General features: G+C 42.6%; 15 protein-coding genes. 9 read left to right on the top strand and 6 right to left on the bottom strand.

The genetic code is table 11. The features are described 5' to 3' along the window. Nucleotides 1-182 precede the first annotated feature (182 nt). The 3 genes from rarD to uvrB all read right to left on the bottom strand — a co-directional run bounded on the left by rarD (nucleotide 183) and on the right by uvrB (nucleotide 4,054). Nucleotides 183-1,115 (bottom strand): EamA family transporter RarD, encoded by a 933-nt coding sequence (gene rarD / locus FTV18_RS01660; RefSeq protein WP_180016741.1) that lies wholly within the window; start codon nucleotides 1,113-1,115, stop codon nucleotides 183-185. 175 nt (nucleotides 1,116-1,290) lie between these two features. Next, entirely contained in the window at nucleotides 1,291-1,890 is a 600-nt protein-coding gene (locus FTV18_RS01655; RefSeq protein ID WP_004782725.1) for a lipocalin family protein, read from the bottom strand. A gap of 142 nt (nucleotides 1,891-2,032) precedes the next feature. Further along, complete coding sequence (gene uvrB, locus FTV18_RS01650) at nucleotides 2,033-4,054, bottom strand: excinuclease ABC subunit UvrB (protein ID WP_034170047.1); 2,022 nt, start codon at nucleotides 4,052-4,054, stop codon at nucleotides 2,033-2,035. 339 nt (nucleotides 4,055-4,393) lie between these two features. Here uvrB and FTV18_RS01645 point away from each other — a divergent pair, with 339 nt between their 5' ends. Continuing rightward, nucleotides 4,394-5,182 (top strand): hypothetical protein, encoded by a 789-nt coding sequence (locus tag FTV18_RS01645; protein WP_034580895.1) that lies wholly within the window; start codon nucleotides 4,394-4,396, stop codon nucleotides 5,180-5,182. A gap of 56 nt (nucleotides 5,183-5,238) precedes the next feature. On the opposite strand, the gene FTV18_RS01640 is transcribed toward FTV18_RS01645, so the two are convergent. Next, nucleotides 5,239-5,418 carry a hypothetical protein gene (locus tag FTV18_RS01640; protein WP_004782731.1) on the bottom strand — a complete coding sequence of 60 codons (180 nt, stop codon included), beginning with the start codon at nucleotides 5,416-5,418 and terminating at the stop codon, nucleotides 5,239-5,241. Nucleotides 5,419-5,863: 445 nt separating this feature from the next. Here FTV18_RS01640 and FTV18_RS01635 point away from each other — a divergent pair, with 445 nt between their 5' ends. The 5 genes from FTV18_RS01635 to FTV18_RS01620 all read left to right on the top strand — a co-directional run bounded on the left by FTV18_RS01635 (nucleotide 5,864) and on the right by FTV18_RS01620 (nucleotide 10,241). Next, a complete protein-coding gene (locus FTV18_RS01635) occupies nucleotides 5,864-6,943 on the top strand; it encodes an OmpW family protein (protein ID WP_180016744.1) in 1,080 nt (359 codons plus the stop codon). 180 nt (nucleotides 6,944-7,123) lie between these two features. After that, the gene (locus FTV18_RS01630; RefSeq protein ID WP_180016746.1) at nucleotides 7,124-8,338 is read left to right on the top strand and encodes an MFS transporter; all 1,215 of its coding nucleotides are present in this window, start codon (nucleotides 7,124-7,126) and stop codon (nucleotides 8,336-8,338) included. Next, a complete protein-coding gene (locus FTV18_RS15655; RefSeq protein WP_034170050.1) occupies nucleotides 8,331-8,465 on the top strand; it encodes a hypothetical protein in 135 nt (44 codons plus the stop codon). Before FTV18_RS01630 ends, FTV18_RS15655 begins: the two co-directional genes overlap by 8 nt. 185 nt (nucleotides 8,466-8,650) lie before the next feature. After that, nucleotides 8,651-9,610 (top strand): TauD/TfdA family dioxygenase, encoded by a 960-nt coding sequence (locus tag FTV18_RS01625; protein ID WP_180016748.1) that lies wholly within the window; start codon nucleotides 8,651-8,653, stop codon nucleotides 9,608-9,610. A gap of 301 nt (nucleotides 9,611-9,911) precedes the next feature. Further along, on the top strand, nucleotides 9,912-10,241 hold the full coding sequence (locus FTV18_RS01620; RefSeq protein WP_004782738.1) for a four-helix bundle copper-binding protein: 330 nt from the start codon (nucleotides 9,912-9,914) through the stop codon (nucleotides 10,239-10,241). Between the two features lie 99 nt (nucleotides 10,242-10,340). Here the strand turns inward: FTV18_RS01620 and sthA are convergent, their stop codons facing one another. Continuing rightward, complete coding sequence (gene sthA, locus FTV18_RS01615) at nucleotides 10,341-11,756, bottom strand: Si-specific NAD(P)(+) transhydrogenase (RefSeq protein ID WP_004782740.1); 1,416 nt, start codon at nucleotides 11,754-11,756, stop codon at nucleotides 10,341-10,343. A gap of 217 nt (nucleotides 11,757-11,973) precedes the next feature. On the opposite strand from sthA, the gene lipA reads away from it, so the two are divergent. From lipA to FTV18_RS01600, 3 genes are all read left to right on the top strand, one after another. Next, complete coding sequence (lipA, locus tag FTV18_RS01610) at nucleotides 11,974-12,987, top strand: lipoyl synthase (RefSeq protein ID WP_004782741.1); 1,014 nt, start codon at nucleotides 11,974-11,976, stop codon at nucleotides 12,985-12,987. A 351-nt stretch (nucleotides 12,988-13,338) separates the two neighbouring features. Beyond that, entirely contained in the window at nucleotides 13,339-15,843 is a 2,505-nt protein-coding gene (locus FTV18_RS01605; protein WP_180016750.1) for an acyl-CoA dehydrogenase, read from the top strand. Nucleotides 15,844-16,010: 167 nt separating this feature from the next. Then, on the top strand, nucleotides 16,011-16,403 hold the full coding sequence (locus tag FTV18_RS01600) for a carboxymuconolactone decarboxylase family protein (protein WP_180010855.1): 393 nt from the start codon (nucleotides 16,011-16,013) through the stop codon (nucleotides 16,401-16,403). Nucleotides 16,404-16,548: 145 nt separating this feature from the next. On the opposite strand, the gene FTV18_RS01595 is transcribed toward FTV18_RS01600, so the two are convergent. Further along, on the bottom strand, nucleotides 16,549-17,388 hold the full coding sequence (locus FTV18_RS01595) for an NAD(P)-dependent oxidoreductase (protein WP_373686944.1): 840 nt from the start codon (nucleotides 17,386-17,388) through the stop codon (nucleotides 16,549-16,551). Nucleotides 17,389-17,414 lie beyond the last annotated feature (26 nt).

Genomic DNA, 17,414 nt, shown 5'->3' with positions numbered 1-17,414 from the left:
ATTGGCCGCAAGTTTGAATCAAAAGCTGATTAACTCTGGCCGAAAATCCGATATATTCACTATAAATTTTGAAAATAATTGTAATTAGTCAGATGATTTTGCATTTAAAATTTGAAAAATCATCTATTCCCTGTAAAAACCAGATTTTTGTTAAATGTTGTTTATTCAGCCAAATTTATCATTCAAGAATCTAAACGTTTCTGATAACGCTCTAAATTTTGTGCTAGTGTCAGGCGTCTTTTTCGTTGTTCAATAATGTGTAGTATACCTTCAATTACCAACAATACGACGGCCAGCCAGATCGGAAGATAGGTCAGCCATTCGCCGGCTTCAACCCGCTCCCCTAATGCCATAGACGCAAAAGCCAAAAGTACTGGCTCCAGATAGCTCAGCAGACCAAAAATTACGAAAGGCAGATAACGGCTTGCCAGAATATAACTACCTAAGCCTAAAGCACTTAAGAAGCCCAAACCCAACACTGCCAAGATGAGATGAGGGAAACTGACCATAAGCTTGAGAGAATCGCTATGTACAAAGCCCAGATAGAAAGCCACTGGCAGAATCAGACACAAGTCCCACCAGAATCCACCCAAGTGATCCGTACCAAAGCGACGGCGCAGGAAGAAATACAGTGGATAAGCCAAAGCCACATAGACCGTTTCCCAGGCGATCGAACCGATTCGCCAGATTTCATGTCCCACACCTAATATGGCCAGTGCGACTGCTGCCATCTGCCAGCGCGATAGTTTTTCCTTATAAAGCACACATCCGACCAGCACCATGACTAAGGGCAACAGGAAATATCCCAGGGATACCTGTAAACCGCGGCCATTAATTGGTCCCCATAAAAAGAGCCACAACTGTGTCGTACATAACAGGGAACTGATGATCAACCAGATCAGAAAAGCAGGTTGTTTGAGAATGCGTTTTAAAATTTGAATGATATGGCTGAGGTCACCTGACCACCACATGAACGCAGTCAAAAATGGAATGGTCGCCAACATCCGCCAGGCAAAGGTCTGTTCACTGTCTAAAGGCTGCAAAAATGGCGTGAATATATAAAGAACACCAAATACTACTGATGCCAATACCGATAATGCAATGCCTTTATACATGCTTCAAACCCAAGATCATTCCAGCGCATTATAACGATTAGTCTAAAATAAAGCTTGAAGATTCATCTGCCCAAAGGCCAAAGGTAATTACAAGGCAAAATACATAATTTAAAAAAGAGAAGGATTAAAAAAACCATGCCGAAGCATGGTTTTTATAAATAACCCGAGTGGCCTTTTATTTTCTTGCCTGTTGGGTCTGTTTAGTATGAATTACATCACTCAAATCATAACCCACAGATTGCGCATATTGCAGGTATTCATTCACCACATTCTGATCCAGTTGAGGATCACGTGACAATACCCACATATATTTACGTTTAGGCTCACCGACCAGTACGGTTTGATAATTATCGTCCAGCTTCAATACCCAATAATCGCCACGGCCCACTGGTAACCAGCGAATAAACTCTGGTAAGAAACTTACCTTAAGCTTGGTGTTATAAGGTGCATTCTGAATGTATGCCTCACCTACGGATTGAGTCACCTGACCATTTTTCTGGATACAGCGGTTATCTACATTAACGTTACCATTTTCATTTAATGTATACGTCGCCGTAACGTCACGATCACACTTGTTCTGGAATGTAAGTGGCTTACGAGCCACTTCATACCAGGTGCCCAAATAACGGTCCAGTTCAACTTTCTCTACAGTGGGTAAAGAATCGTTCTTGGCATAAGCCATGGTTGCAGCCCCGAGTCCAAGTAGAACTGCACCACCCACTGCAATTTTTGCAAGTTTCAATCCCGCATGAGGGAGATTATTTTTAGTTGTCATACGATACCTATTTGATCAGGACAAAATTTTCAACATGAATATTTCGTACTTACAATAGCGGCATCCGCAGACATATTTTGTAGCATTATGTTAGTTTTGTGATTGATTTTACGTAATTTAAATCTGTAATTTATACACAGACCTAACTTAACATCTGCGCTTTTAAACGTAAAATTTCATCCCGTATACGTGCGGCCTGCTCAAACTGTAGCTCCTTTGAAGCCTTGAGCATTTCTTTCTCCAGTTTATTGATATGCTTCGCGAACATCTTTGGATCGGCCATGATATGGCGTTCATCTGCACTAATTGCACGGGCCTGATCGGAAGCTTTCAGCTCAATAGTTTCATCATCCAGCACTTCGCCTGTATCAATTTCCTTAATCACCTGACGCACTGCACTACGTGGTGTAATACCATGCTCTTCATTAAACTGGATCTGTTTGGCACGACGTCGTTCAGTCTCATCAATCGCTTTTTGCATAGAATCGGTAATGCGATCCGCATACAAAATCGCTTTACCTTTCAAGTTACGCGCAGCACGACCAATAGTCTGGATCAATGAACGTTCTGAACGCAGGAAACCTTCTTTATCCGCATCCAGAATAGCAACCAGTGAAACTTCTGGCATATCCAGACCTTCACGCAGCAGGTTAATGCCGACCAGCACATCATGCACACCGGTACGCAGCTCATGAATAATTTTCACACGCTCTACGGTATCAATATCGGAGTGTAAATAGGCAACCTTGATTCCATATTCTTTTAAATAGGATGTCAGGTCTTCTGCCATACGCTTGGTCAAGGTCGTCACCAGCACACGCTCATTCATTTCCTTACGAATATTGATTTCAGACAATACATCATCGACCTGCGTCAAGACTGGACGGATTTCAATTTCCGGATCAATCAGACCGGTTGGACGAACCACCTGCTCGACCACCTGTTCAGATTTTTCCAGTTCATATCGTGCAGGTGTGGCACTGACGTACACGGTCGTCGGTACAATACGTTCCCATTCCTCAAATTTCATTGGACGGTTATCCAGCGCACTTGGCAAGCGGAAACCGTAATTCACCAGATTTTCTTTACGGGAACGGTCACCTTTGTACATGGCTCCAATTTGTGGAACAGTCACGTGCGATTCATCGATAATCAGCAAGGCATCATCGGGTACATAATCAAAAAGCGTCGGCGGTGCTTCGCCTGCCGGACGACCCGATAAATGACGTGAATAGTTTTCGATACCGTTGGTATAACCGAGCTGCTGCATCATTTCCAGATCATAACGGGTACGCTGCTCGATCCGCTGAGCTTCCAGCAACTTGTCATTTTCACGGAAAAAGACCAGACGTTCTTTTAATTCATCTCGAATGGTTTCAATCGCGCGAGCCAGATTATCTTTCGGTGTTACATAGTGACTTTTAGGATAGATCGTGACACGCGGCACTTTACGGATCATTTTCCCGGTTAAAGGATCAAACCAGCGAATGGAGTCGACTTCATCATCAAACAGTTCGATCCGGATGGCATCCTGATCCGATTCGGCTGGGAAAATATCAATGATCTCACCACGAATACGATAAGTACCGCGCAGGAATTCCAGTTCATTACGCGAATACTGCATTTCAACCAGACGGCGAATAATATCATCACGTCCAATACGGTCGCCTTCGACCACATGCAGCAACATGCTCATATAGGCATTCGGATCACCCAGACCGTAAATCGCAGACACTGAAGCGACAATAATTGCGTCGCGACGTTCTAAAAGTGCACGGGTGGCCGAAAGACGCATCTGGTCAATGTGGTCATTAATTGCCGCATCTTTCTCGATAAAGGTATCTGAAGATGGTACATAGGCTTCTGGCTGATAGTAGTCATAATAACTGACAAAATATTCAACCGCATTATTCGGGAAAAATGCTTTAAATTCGCCATAGAGCTGTGCAGCCAGCGTTTTGTTATGGGCCATGACAATAGTCGGACGCTGGGTACGGGCAATGACATTGGCCATAGTATAGGTTTTACCTGAACCGGTAACCCCCAGCAAAAGCTGATCGTGATAGCCTTTTTCTATACCCTTGACCAGCTTTTCAATGGCCTGTGGCTGATCGCCAGCAGGTTGATAATTGGTCACCAGTTCAAAGGGTTGTTTATCACTCATAGCTTTAATCATTTCACTGCGGATATCGACTCAATTTATTATGGGGGTAAAACTGAATTACTCAATCCCTATCCAGGTTTCTGTTTAGTAAAATAAATCGAGTGAAATATTATGCTTTCGTAGCTTAAAGTCGTTTTAGATCTAAACTTTTCTATCAAAATTGAATCAGCATAAATTTCGAGCCGGATCATTACTTCATTCTAGCTTATTCGCTATTCAGCTAAAATTTCTGGACAAAGTTCTGCCTTATCTGATGATGTAATAAAGATTAATTTCACCTTGACCCTTATAGCGTTCAAAGGCAACATGAAGCTAATCAGGACATCGAATAAAAAAGCCATGACTTACCATTATCACGATGAAAGTATTGTTAAATCTCTGCCAGAAAATACGGTATTTGTTTTCGGAAGCAACTTGGCTGGACAACATGCCGGAGGAGCAGCCAGAACAGCTTATGAGCATTTTGGGGCGGTCATGGGGGTTGGTCGTGGCTGGGCAGGTCAAAGTTATGCCATTCCGACTATGAATGAGCATTTGCAACAGATGCCTCTCTCACAAATCCAGCACTATATTGATGACTTCAAGATTTACACCAAGAACCATCCTAAAATTAAATATTTTATTACTTCGGTCGGTTGTGGCATTGCTGGTTATAAAGTCGAAGAGATCGCTCCTATGTTCAAAGGCATTTCTCACAATGTCATTTTTCCGCAATCTTTCCGGCCTTTTGTAGAAAAAGCGCTTCCGAAAATTACGTCGCAATTCCTGCATACCATCTTTCGGGATTCGGTGATTTTTACTCCGGCAACAGATGAGCTGATTGATGTTCTGGCACTGACCGACAATGAAAAGAGTCTGGCCAAGATTCTGCTTAACACTCAGATTTATCCGGTCGACAGCAATGGTCGTGATCGTGTATTCGAGATTGAAGATATTCTGCATAACCTGAATGGCAAGATTTTTGATTTCCAGAATAATTCTGAAGGTTCCATGCTGTTTGGTGCTGTGATTTTGGCACTTCTGGAACTTTATAATATCAATGAAAAAGACTTTATTGATGTCTGGAAAGGCGATCGTGAGATTGCCCCGCCAAAACCTGAAAATAAGGCGCGTAAAACAGTTCGCTAAGAAAATCTCAAATTTTACTCATAAAAAAGCCATGAACTTCATGGCTTTTTTATTTATTAACGTTTGCCCATTGAACGGCGTGTACCACGAGGTGGCATCCAAGTACGATCGGCATAACGCTGCGGTTTAGGTCGCAGATCTTCCAGAACTTCATCTGAAGCAGATTGTTCTGCCTGTTTTAATGGAAACGGTAAATTAACCAGTGGCTTTTTCTTGGGAGAATTTTGGGAGCTCATGCGCAATACTCAATAATTTATGCGGCTATTGTACAAAAAAACTCTATCTGCTGTGTACCATCGGTTAGCTAAATTTATTCAAGCTTTTTCTAGTGAGTTTAAAGCAGAAAATTTCCTGATTTCTTGTACAAATCACGTCCAGGATAGAAAGCTTAAATCATTATTTAAAACTTAGATTAATGAGAAAAATGTTACCCACTTATTATTCTATTACTTCGATAAAACTGAAAATTTTATAAAAATTAATATCCTATTTATCTTCACTATTCATAATAATTTTTACATAAATATATATTTTATTAATACAATTTATACAAACTTTGGCATTTTTTACTTTCTGTTAACTTTTCACTACTCGTTCTGTAACTGTGTAAATTGGTAAGATTTAACTAAATTGTTCAATAGAAAAACAAATAACTAGCACGGACAAGGAGTCCTCTGAACAATGAAGACAATCATGGTATGCATGGCAGGTCTAGCCACATTACCCCTGCTTGCACATGCAGAATCCCCATATTTCAGCCTACAGGATGGCGATGGCTTTAAACGATTTTCCGTTTCAGTCGGTGCACTGCATGTCATGCCACAAGGAAAAGCTCAGCCCTTTCAAGTTAATACTGCTGTAAAAAATGGTGAAGTTGCCAGAAATGGTGCTATTCAAGTCGATACCGTATTGAATAACTTGAATTCTAATGTTGACCAAGAGGGTCTTGCAGCAGCATTAGAATTTCTGGGTTTTTTTACCGGTGGTGAATTAGGTAGTGGACTCAGCGGTAGTTCACGAATTCAAGGGTTGGAGGAGTGGAATAATCCAGGCACAGGTCTGGAAGCAGATGATGTCACTACCCTTGGGATTTTAAGTAATTACTTTTTTACCGATCACGTATCACTTGAAATGAAAGCCGGCATTCCACCCAAAGTGGACTTACAGGGCAAAGGAAAAATTTATGCTCCTTTCGCTGCGATCGCTACACCTCAAATCGGTAGTTTGCCTTTAGAATTCCTGAATATCGATCTGCAAAATGATATTTTTATTACTGATTTAGAAGCTCATGGTCCTGCAGCGTCAGCACGTGCTTGGACGCCTGCCTTTGAATTACAATATCATTTTGGAAAAACCGGAGTTAATAAGTTTCGCCCTTATGTCGGCTTAGGGGTAATGTACGCTTACTTTAATGAATTGGAGATTAACCCGCGTACTGAACAGGATTTGATTGCAGCCGGTCATATGATTGCCAATATCAAAGAAGGCAATGCCGGAGCTTCACTGGAAGGTAAACCGAGCAATGCCAATCCTACAGTAGATCTTGAAGCAACCGATGCATTCGCTCCGATAGCCACCGTCGGTTTCACCTATGATTTTAATGAACGCTGGTTTGCAGTGGGTTCAGTGTCTTATGCCCACCTTAAAAATGAAACTACTATTACTGTTTCTGATGATAGTTTGGGGGAATTAATTACCTCTAAGGCCGATATTGAAGTCAATCCAATTCTGGCCTATGCCGGATTCGGGATGCGCTTTTAATCAATTAATTCTTTCATTAAAAAACTGAATGCTTCAGAACAATGGCTACGGCCGTTGTTCTGCGTTTAGGCATTTTATATAACTATAAAAAAAATTTATCGTTTGATTAATTTTTATTTTATCGCCTCTCTAGGTTGAATCGAATACTATACCTATCAACTTTATATGCTTGAATGACTTATGGCTGACAGTCAATTTTCCAGGACCCTGATTTTAATGCTGATTGGCGCTGCCATTATTCTGGCTTTATCTTTGGGGATTCGTCATGCATTTGGCCTATATCTAGTGCCAATGAGTGAAGAATTTGGTTGGGGTCATAATGTCTTTAGTTTGGCCATTGCCATGCAGAACCTGATCTGGGGTGCTGTTCAGCCTATTACTGGTGCCTTCGCTGACAAATATGGCAGCAAGATTGTCGTTGCCATTGGCGGTGCCTTATATGCGCTTGGCCTGTTATTGATGGCTGTCAGTTCGACTGGATTATTATTGAATCTCAGCGTCGGACTGATTTTAGGTTTAGCTTTGTCTGCCACTTCTTTCCCAGTTTTATTGTCTGCGGTTGGACGAGCTGCACCACCTGAAAAACGCAGTCTGGCAATGGGGATCGCCAGTGCAGCAGGCTCCTTCGGCCAGTTTATTATGCTGCCCTCAACGCTGTTACTTTTACAGAATGTCGGCTGGTCAGCAGCACTTGTCGTCAGCGCAATTTTAATCGCTTTGATTGTACCTTTGGCCTGGATGCTAAAAGCCCCGATGTATGTCGATCCAAATGCCGTATCTACACCGAATAAGGTATCACTCAGCTTTAAACAGATTTTAGTGGTAGTCAAAAACCATAAGCCATTCTGGTTTCTGGCGATGGGCTTTTTTGTTTGTGGCTTTCAGGTGGTCTTTATCGGGATTCACCTGCCGGGTTATCTGATTGATCATGGATTCAATGCTACAACTGGCACCATTTTCCTGGCGCTGGTGGGCCTGTTTAATGTTGTCGGTACCTATACGGCTGGCTGGCTCGGTGGAAAGTATTCCAAACCACGTCTGCTAATGGGCTTATACGGTCTGCGCGGGATTGCGATTATCGCCTTTTTGATGCTGCCTTTAAGCACCTGGACGGTCTATGCGTTTGGTGTCATCATGGGATTATTATGGCTTTCCACCGTACCACTGACCAACGGTATTGTTGCCAATATGTTTGGCGTGAAATATCTAACTATGCTCAGCGGGATTGTATTCTTTACCCATCAGGTCGGTTCATTCTTTGGCGGCTGGCTTGGTGGTGTAAACCATGACATGAGTGGCAACTATAATGCGGTATGGATGCTGTCGATTGCCTTAAGTATTTTTGGCGTACTGGTGCACGTATGGGTGAATGAGGAGCAAATCGTACATGACTGATTCGACCTTTCTGCTCAAGCTTTCCATTGCGGTAGCGATGGTACTTCTCCTCGCTATTTCTCTATTGCTCTGGAGCCAGACTCCGGAGCTGTTTGAGTACTTTAATCAGGCGTTTTGTGCACACTGATTGTCAAATATTTGACATTTTTCAGCAGCTTTAGGACTTTGTTTTGCCATATTAATTAAAAGATTTCAAATCAATCATTTAGATATTTTTATTCGGTTTTTCATAAGTTTAGCAATTCTTGTGATTTTATTTTTGCTCTGGTTTTTTTTAGATTTTCTGCAACAAGAAAATTCAGAGACTTTCCAATGACAAGCTTGACCCAACTTTCACAAGCCATTCACGATGCACCACGCTGGCATCAGCAAGATCAGTTCCAGAATACTGATGAAATCAAAATTGTCCCGCAGGCAGATCAAGCCCTAGGCGCAGTGGTTTATGGCCTCGATGCCCGTAAAGCCCAATCTGGCGAAACTATCCTGCGTCTGAAGCAGGCTCTGGCTGAACATTTGATCTTGATCTTTAAGAATCAAAGTCTGGATGATCTACAGTATCTGGCATTTGCCACCTATTTCGGTTCGATTTTCCGTCCAGATGCCGACACGCCAGTGCTGGCTTCTAAAACAGATACGGGCACTCCACCTGATGTCGTACCAGTTTCCAATGCAGTCGGTCAAGGGGATTACACCGGTCATGGTGAACTTGCACCGCATGCCGATCACCAGTGGACACCGTTACCTTCTTTTGGCTCTTTACTCTATGCCATTGAACTGCCAAAAGACGGTGGCCAGACGTCCTGGATCAATACCATCAAGGCTTATGAAGCATTAGATGAAGAAACCAAAGCACAAATCAATCAATTACAGCTCATTACCTATAATCCATTTGTACGCTTCCAGAGCAATAAAGGTAGTAACGCTTATGCGGGTAATATGCCAAAATATCGCTTTAAAGATCAGCCAATTTTAGGTCATGCCTACCCGCACCCACTGGTACGTACCCATCCTCAATCTGGCCGTAAAGCACTTTGGTTAAATACTCATACCGAAGTTGAGTTGGTAAATTATGATGATCAGGCAGGCAATGAACTGATTGCAAAATTACGTGAGCATGTCTTAAAACCTGAATTCGCTTATGAGCACAATTGGGAAGCAGGCGATATCGTATTCTGGGACAATCAAGTTACTTTACATTCACGCCGTCCGTTCCCCGCTGATCAACGCCGTTTATTAAAACGGATCAGCCTGGCAGGTAGTCGTCCATTTTAATCTCCATAAAAATATAATAAAGAGAAAGGTCATTTAAGCCTTCGACAATAACGACTCATCATGTAGATTTTCCGCCATTGAGGAATGACCGCCTCAATGGTTTTATTTTTAAATCTTTAATCATCCTATTTTGGGAAAATCAGGATAGATGCTTTGAATTAAATTTTTTAGAAATACAGCTTTTAACAAAATCGGTGATTGGATTACTTTTTCTCACTCAAACTGCCTAGTGTATTTTTCCTTTTCTGCTTAGTGTATTAAAAATCAAGCCATTGCTATAAGCTGCAAAAAGGAGAAGAAAATGAACGAGATTCAATTTTCAGATTGTGTCCGCGCATGTATGACCTGCTCGCTGGCCTGTACCAACTGTGCCAGTGCCTGCCTGAAAGAAGAACATTTAGAAATGATGCGGGAATGTATTCAGCGCTGTCTGGACTGTGCTGATCTGTGTCAGCTCTGCGCCCGCATGCAACAAAAGCAATCTCCATTTATCAAAGAGATTTGCGAGCTATGTGCTAAAGCTTGCGATTATTGTGTAGAAGAATGTGGCCATCATGAGGATGATCATTGCCAGCAATGTGCCGAAGCTTGCCGTCGCTGTGCTGAAGAATGCCGCAAAATGGCAGCCTAATTTCCAGCATTACTGACAAGATTGAATTTTTTCAATCTGGAAAATAAAAAACCCGCAAGCTAAACCTGCGGGTTTTTGATCTAACCTGAATAAATCAAATTAGAATAAACGGTTCATACCATTCAAGGTTGCCACACGGTAAGCTTCTGCCATCGTTGGATAGTTGAATGTAGTTTCCACAAAATACTTGATCGTATTGTTCGGGCTGTTCATGACTGCCTGACCAATATGGATAATCTCTGATGCATTATTACCAAAGCAATGCACACCCAGAACTTCCAGCGTATCGCGATGGAACAGGATTTTTAATTCACCAACCGTATCACCGGTAATCTGTGCACGTGCCAGATGACGGAAAGATGCCTGCCCCACTTCATACGGAATTTTTTCTTCAGTCAACTGCTGCTCAGTTTTACCGATTGAAGAGATTTCCGGAATGGTATAAATACCAGTCGGAATATCAGTCACGGGTGCAACATCTTGCTCACCGCTCATGTTAGCACCTGCGCAACGACCTTGGTCATAGGCAGCAGAAGCCAGTGATGGCCAGCCAATCACGTCACCTGCAGCATAGATATTTTCGACTTCAGTCTGATACTGCTCATTCACGGTTAATTGACCGCGACTGTTTGGTTTCAGGCCAATATTTTCAAGGCCTAAACCGTCAGTATTCCCTGAACGGCCGTTACACCACAGAATCGCATCTGCCTTAATTTTCTTACCGCTTTGTGTATGTAGAACCACATAATCATCAGAAGTTTCAAGGAAGTCGATCTGTTCATTATGACGGATCAATACACCCTGTTCACGTAAGTGATAAGACAGTGCATCGGAAATTTCGTCATCCAGATAGCTGAGCAGTTTTGGTTGAGTATTGATCAGGTCAACTTTATGTCCCAGACCAATAAAGATCGATGCATATTCACAGCCAATCACACCTGCGCCATAAATAATGATTTTTTGGATTGAGAAATCCAGATCCAGAATTTTGTCTGAATCAAATACACGTGGATGATTGAAATCAAGAATCTCTGGACGGTATGGACGTGAACCAGTCGCAATCACCAGTTGCTGGAACATAATAGTTTCTTTTATGCCATCTGGTGTAAATACAAAGATCGTATTTGCGTCTTGAATGTAAGCACGACCATGATAGATATCAATCTTGTTACGGTCATAAAAACGTGAGTGAGTATCCACCTGCTGCTGAATCACTTTATGTGCATTGCGCAGTACCTGTTTCATGGTGAATTGTTTCCATTCACCTACTTTTTGAAACATTGGATCACGTTGATAACGGATAATGCTGGATACCGTTTGACGCAATGCCTTACTTGGAATCGTACCTACGTGAGTACAGTTACCACCCAGCTGTTCACGCATATCCACAATTGCAACACGCTTACCAGATTTGGCAAGTTTCATTGCCGCGCCTTCGCCCGCAGGGCCTGAACCTAGAACTACCGCATCGTACTTAACGAAAGTCCCACTAACGACCTCTTTTTTACGTGGCATTCAACGCTCCTTAAAATTAAAAAATTTTGCTTTAATCTACGCTATATTATGACGTAATTGCTGCCAATTTGGTGTATTTAACTTACATATATTGTGTGATAAGAACATTTTTTAAATGAATAATCCTTTTCGCCCTATTTCACCCGAGTTTCGTTATAATTAAAAAAGTGTTAACTTTGATTTATCTCCCTCCTTCAAAACAGTGGAAAAGTTATATATGTCTGAAAACCGTAAACCTGAACAGGGTATCAAACTTCGCGGCGCAGAAAAGGTCGCCCGTATTCCTGTAAAAGTTGTTCCTACGGTTGAAACGCCACGTAAGCCGGACTGGATCCGCGTGAAAATGGCCGCTCCCGAGGAAGTTCAGCGTATTAAAACTACACTTCGTCAGCAAAAACTGCATACCGTATGTGAAGAAGCGGCTTGTCCGAACCTGCCTGAATGTTTTGGTGGGGGTACAGCAACCTTTATGATTATGGGTGATATTTGCACGCGTCGCTGTCCATTTTGCGATGTGGCACATGGTCGTCCAAATGCACTTGATCCAGACGAGCCGCGTCATATGGCAGAAACGATTGCCAACCTGGGTCTAAAATATGCAGTCATCACTTCAGTAGACCGTGATGACCTACTGGATGGCGGTGCACAGCATTTTGTGGACTGTATTAAAGAAGCCCGTGCTTTGAGCCCAAAGACTTTGCTGGAAATTCTGGTACCTGATTTCCGTGGTCGTATGGACATTGCTCTACGCATCATGACTGAATGTCCACCAGACGTGTTTAACCACAACATCGAAACTGTGCCACGTCTGTATAAAGCCATGCGTCCAGGTTCTGATTATCAGCACTCTTTAAATCTGTTGAAAATGTTTAAAGATTATTGCCCAGAAATTCCAACCAAATGTGGTTTGATGGTCGGTATCGGTGAAACTGAAGAAGAAGTTCTCGCTCTGTTAGACGACCTGAAAGCACATGACGTGGATTATGTAACGATTGGCCAGTATCTACAGCCATCTAAACAGCATGCGCCAATCGACCGTTTTGTAACGCCAGAAGAATTTGAACGTTATGCAGAACATGGCCGTAAGCTTGGCTTTAAGAATATCTGGTCAGCACCGATGGTACGTTCAAGTTACTTTGCGGATCGTCAATACTACGGCGAACCGGTTCCAGAAGTACGCCGTAAAGTTGATCCAGCGAAGAAAATCGCTGTACAGGCAATTGAAGCTTAAAATGACTTAGATCAATGCCCTCTCAAGTAGAGGGCTTTTTTATGCCTAACTAAATTTATATTTGTTCACTTTTTAATTATTTTAACTACCCTCTCTTAAAGATTAAGTTATTACTTATCTTCACATTTCTTTGCGTGTTCTCACTTGAAGACTGTGCATTTTTCAAACAATCTCAAAAACAGATAAAACACTTCAATATATCGTTGAAATATTTAATAACGATCGTTCTCACACCAACAATTGTGAATTTGCCAGTTGCTTAAGCGATGTAAAAAAATTGATCAAGTCTTATGAAGACACCTTAGGGAGATCGGCAGCATCACAATTGTATGACCCTGGAGAAATATAACAATGCTATTTATTTTCGCCGTACTTCTTCTCATTGCCAGTTTATGGGCGATTTTCTTTTTTCAACTCTCCCGTACCACTGGTGCAATTACCCTGATTGTCATGTCAGTGGTTTGTGCCTTTATCAGTCCTTGGTCACTGATTCTGGGTATTCCTCTGATCCTGATCAGTCTGGTCGTCATGATCGAACCTTTGCGTATGTCTTTCATTTCCAGGCCAGCCTATAAGGCATTAGCGGATGCCATGCCGAGCATTAGCCCGACAGAACGTGAGGCTCTTGATTCCGGCACCAGCTGGTGGGAAAAAGAACTCTTTATGGGTGCGCCGAACTGGGAAACCTTTAATAGCTATCCCTATCCAAAACTTTCCATTGAGGAACAGGCATTCTTGGATAACGAAGTCGAAACGCTGTGTAGCATGCTGGATGAATGGGAAATTCATGAGAAGAAAATGCTGCCTGAACATATCTGGCAATATATTAAAGATAATGGCTTCTTGGGACTAATTATTCCCAAAGAATACGGCGGTCGTGCCTTTAGTTCCTTTGCTCAAAGCCGGGTGATGAGCAAAATTTCTTCACGCTCTCTCACTGCTGCTGTGAGCTGTATGGTGCCTAACTCACTTGGGCCGGGTGAGTTGTTACTACATTATGGTACCGATGAACAAAAAGATCGTTATTTACCCGGTCTGGCCAAAGGTGAAGAAATCCCATGTTTTGGTTTGACCAGTCCTGAAGCCGGTTCAGATGCCGGTGCGATTCCAGATACCGGTGTGGTTTGCTATGGACAGTTTGAAGGTCAGGAAGTCTTGGGAATGAGAATGAATTTCTCCAAACGCTGGATTACCTTGGCACCGATTGCCACTGTCGTCGGTTTAGCTTTTAAAATGTATGATCCTGACCATCTACTCGGTGATAAAACGGATTATGGGATTACTTGTGCCTTGCTACCGGCCAATCATGAAGGGGTAAAAGTCGGTCCACGTCATAATCCTGGCTCCCCTTTTATGAATGGTACTGTTGAAGGTAAGGATGTATTTATTCCTTTAGACTGGATCATTGGTGGCGTGAAAAATGCCGGCAAAGGCTGGCGTATGCTGATGGAATGTCTGGCAGTTGGCCGTGGTATTTCCCTACCGGCTTTATCTACCTCCAGTGCCGAAATGACTTATCTGAATGTCAGTGCGTTCTCGCGAATCCGTCAGCAATTCAAGATTTCAGTGGGTAAATTTGAAGGCGTACAGGAAGCCAATAGTGAAATTGCCAGTGATGCCTATATGCTGGAAGCATTCCGTTATTTAGTGACTTGTGGCTTGAATCAAGGTGGTAAGCCGGCAGTTATGACCGCGATTGCCAAATACTATGCCACAGAGACCATGCGTAAAATCGTCAATCATGGTATGGATGTCGTGGGCGGTCGTGCTATTCAAATGGGGCCTCGTAACTTCCTGGCTCTCAACTATCAGGCCATTCCAGTATCGATTACAGTCGAAGGCGCCAATATTCTCAGCCGTTCATTGATGATCTTTGGTCAAGGCTCAATGCGTTGCCATCCTTATCTATATGAAGAATTACAGCTTCTGCAAGCTGAAGATCCAAAAGCCGCTCTGAATCCATTCGATACTATGTTGTTTAAGCATCTGGGTTATACCTTTAACCGGACTGCCCGCTCTTTTGCCTATGCTTTTAGCGGTGGTTCAAGTGCTGCGCCACAAAGTGCAGTTGATTTTACCCGTCCCTATTACAAGATTATCAACCGGCTCAGTGCCAACTTTGCCCTGACTGCAGATATGTGTTTAGGTTTATTAGCAGGTGATATTAAACGCAAGGAAATGCTTTCTGGCCGTCTGGCTGATATTCATGCCCATCTGTTTATTGCGACGGCAATCCTGAAATTCTTTGAACATAGCAAAAAAACTGAAGCTGAACGTCTGCATGCACAATTGGCAATTGAGAAATCTTTATATACGGCTCAGGAAGCGTTTTATGACCTGTTTGCAAATTTCCCGGTGGGTGTTGCTGCTGGCATGGTCAAACTTATCTGTTTCCCATTTGGCCGCCCTGTCGCGAAGCCATCTGACCGACTTAAACAGGAAGTCGCAAATGTCATGATGGAAGATAACGCTTTCCGGAAAGTACTGAAAAAGCATGTTTTCTATAGCACAGCGGAAGATGATGTGAATGGTCGTATGGAGTCAACCTTCACCATGTTATTGGAGATTGAGCAGCTTTGGGATCGCTTTAAAAAAGCCGAAAACAAAGGTCAATTTAAAGGACTCAGTTTTGCTGATCATGTGGCTGATGCGCATGAACAAGGCTTTATTAATGAAGAAGAAGCCAATAAGTTGCTGGACTATAATGCGCGTCGCTACGACAGCATGTTGACTGATGTCTTCGATCTGCATTTACAGGAAGTATTGGAACTTGAAAATCCTCATATTTCGAAAGCAGATGCAACAGGTACTGATACTTCAGTTCAAAGTGCACCTTCACATTCAACCAGTCCTTAGATAGAACTTTTATCTAAATCGGATCTTGCTTTCCAAAGTGAAGTTATTTCTTGACTTCACTTTGGATATTTCAAGTGGCTATTCAGCCACTTTTTTACGACTATTGCACGATGGTATTTAAGAGATAAAACGTTAAGCTAGACCCATAATAAAATTGAGGGTCAATGATGTCACAACAAGATTATGAAAATGGCTTGAAAGTCCGTACTGAAGTGATGGGTGCAAGTTTTGTAAAACGTGCTCAGGACAATACAGTTCCTTTTACTCAGCCTTTGCAGGACTGGATTAATGAACATGCTTGGGGTTCAACCTGGCAACGTGAAGGGATTTTACCACGTAAATACCGTTCTTTAATTACCATTGCTTTTCTTACCGCGCAAAAAAGCCCAACTGAATTGAAAGGCCATGTTCGTGGCGCTTTGAATAATGGTGCAACAGTTGAAGAAATTCAGGAAGTGCTACTGCATAGCCTGCCTTACTGCGGTGCCCCTGCTACTCAGGAAGCCTTCCGTGCAGCGCTTGAAGTGATCCAAGAATATCAATCGAATCAGCAGAGTTAAGAATTGCTTAGGCTATTTAGCCATCTTAGCAATAATAAAGCCGGGAATTAAAATTCCCGGTTTTTTAAATTTTGAATCGATAAATCTATTGTTCTTTAATTAAAGAATCATAGTTTCTCTGTTTAATAAAAAATTAAAAATAAACTTATCCTCTTAATTCAATTTGAGTACGTTGCTCCAAGCCTTGCACCGCAGCGGAAAAATCTAATTGACTGGCCTGAGATTTCGCTATTTGCTGAAACTCTTGCTGAACCAAAGACATCACCGATAAATCCAGTTGCTGTTGTTGTACCAGCTTCAAAGCAATGCCAATATCTTTCTGCAATAGATCCAGTGCAAAGGTCTTGTTAAATTCACGGTTCAGTACACGCTGCGCCATGATATTTTCCGACATGCTGCTTTTACCACTGGAATGATTAATACAGTTCAGTGCACTGCTTAAATCAACGCCCTGTCCTTTCAGTACAGTCAGTCCTTCAGCCAATGCCCATAAGTGAGTCGCCATTAAGGTATTATTCACGGCTTTCACCGCAAAACCAGAACCGCTTTCTCCCACATATTCAATCAAACCTGCAAAGGCATCAATGATCGGCTTGACTTGTTCAAAGGCTTGTTCATTGCCTCCGACCATCACAGTTAAAGTACCGCGTTCCGCTCCAATGGTTTGGCCAGAAACCGGTGCATCCAGATAAAAACTGCTTTGTTGCTCCAAGAGCTTCGCCAGTTTCTGTGCTGATTCCGGTACACCACTGGTACAGTCAATCCAGATTGCACCTTGTTTGGGTGGATGAGCTGCAATTAATGCTTCTACATCCTGACTGGTCGGTAAACAGGAAAAGATAAAATCTGCCTGAACCGCCTGCTCAATACCAACTGCCTGCGTTACAAAAGTTTCGGCATGCGCTACAGCTTTCTGTTCAGTACGGTTCCAGACCCACACCTGATGTCCGAGTTTTGGCAAATGGGAGGCCATATGCCAGCCCATTGCCCCGAGTCCTAAAAATGCAATTG

The organism is Acinetobacter sp. YH12241 (genome assembly GCF_013417535.1).
In the GTDB taxonomy this organism is placed as follows: domain Bacteria; phylum Pseudomonadota; class Gammaproteobacteria; order Pseudomonadales; family Moraxellaceae; genus Acinetobacter.
This window is presented reverse-complemented; position numbering and strand designations above follow the sequence as displayed.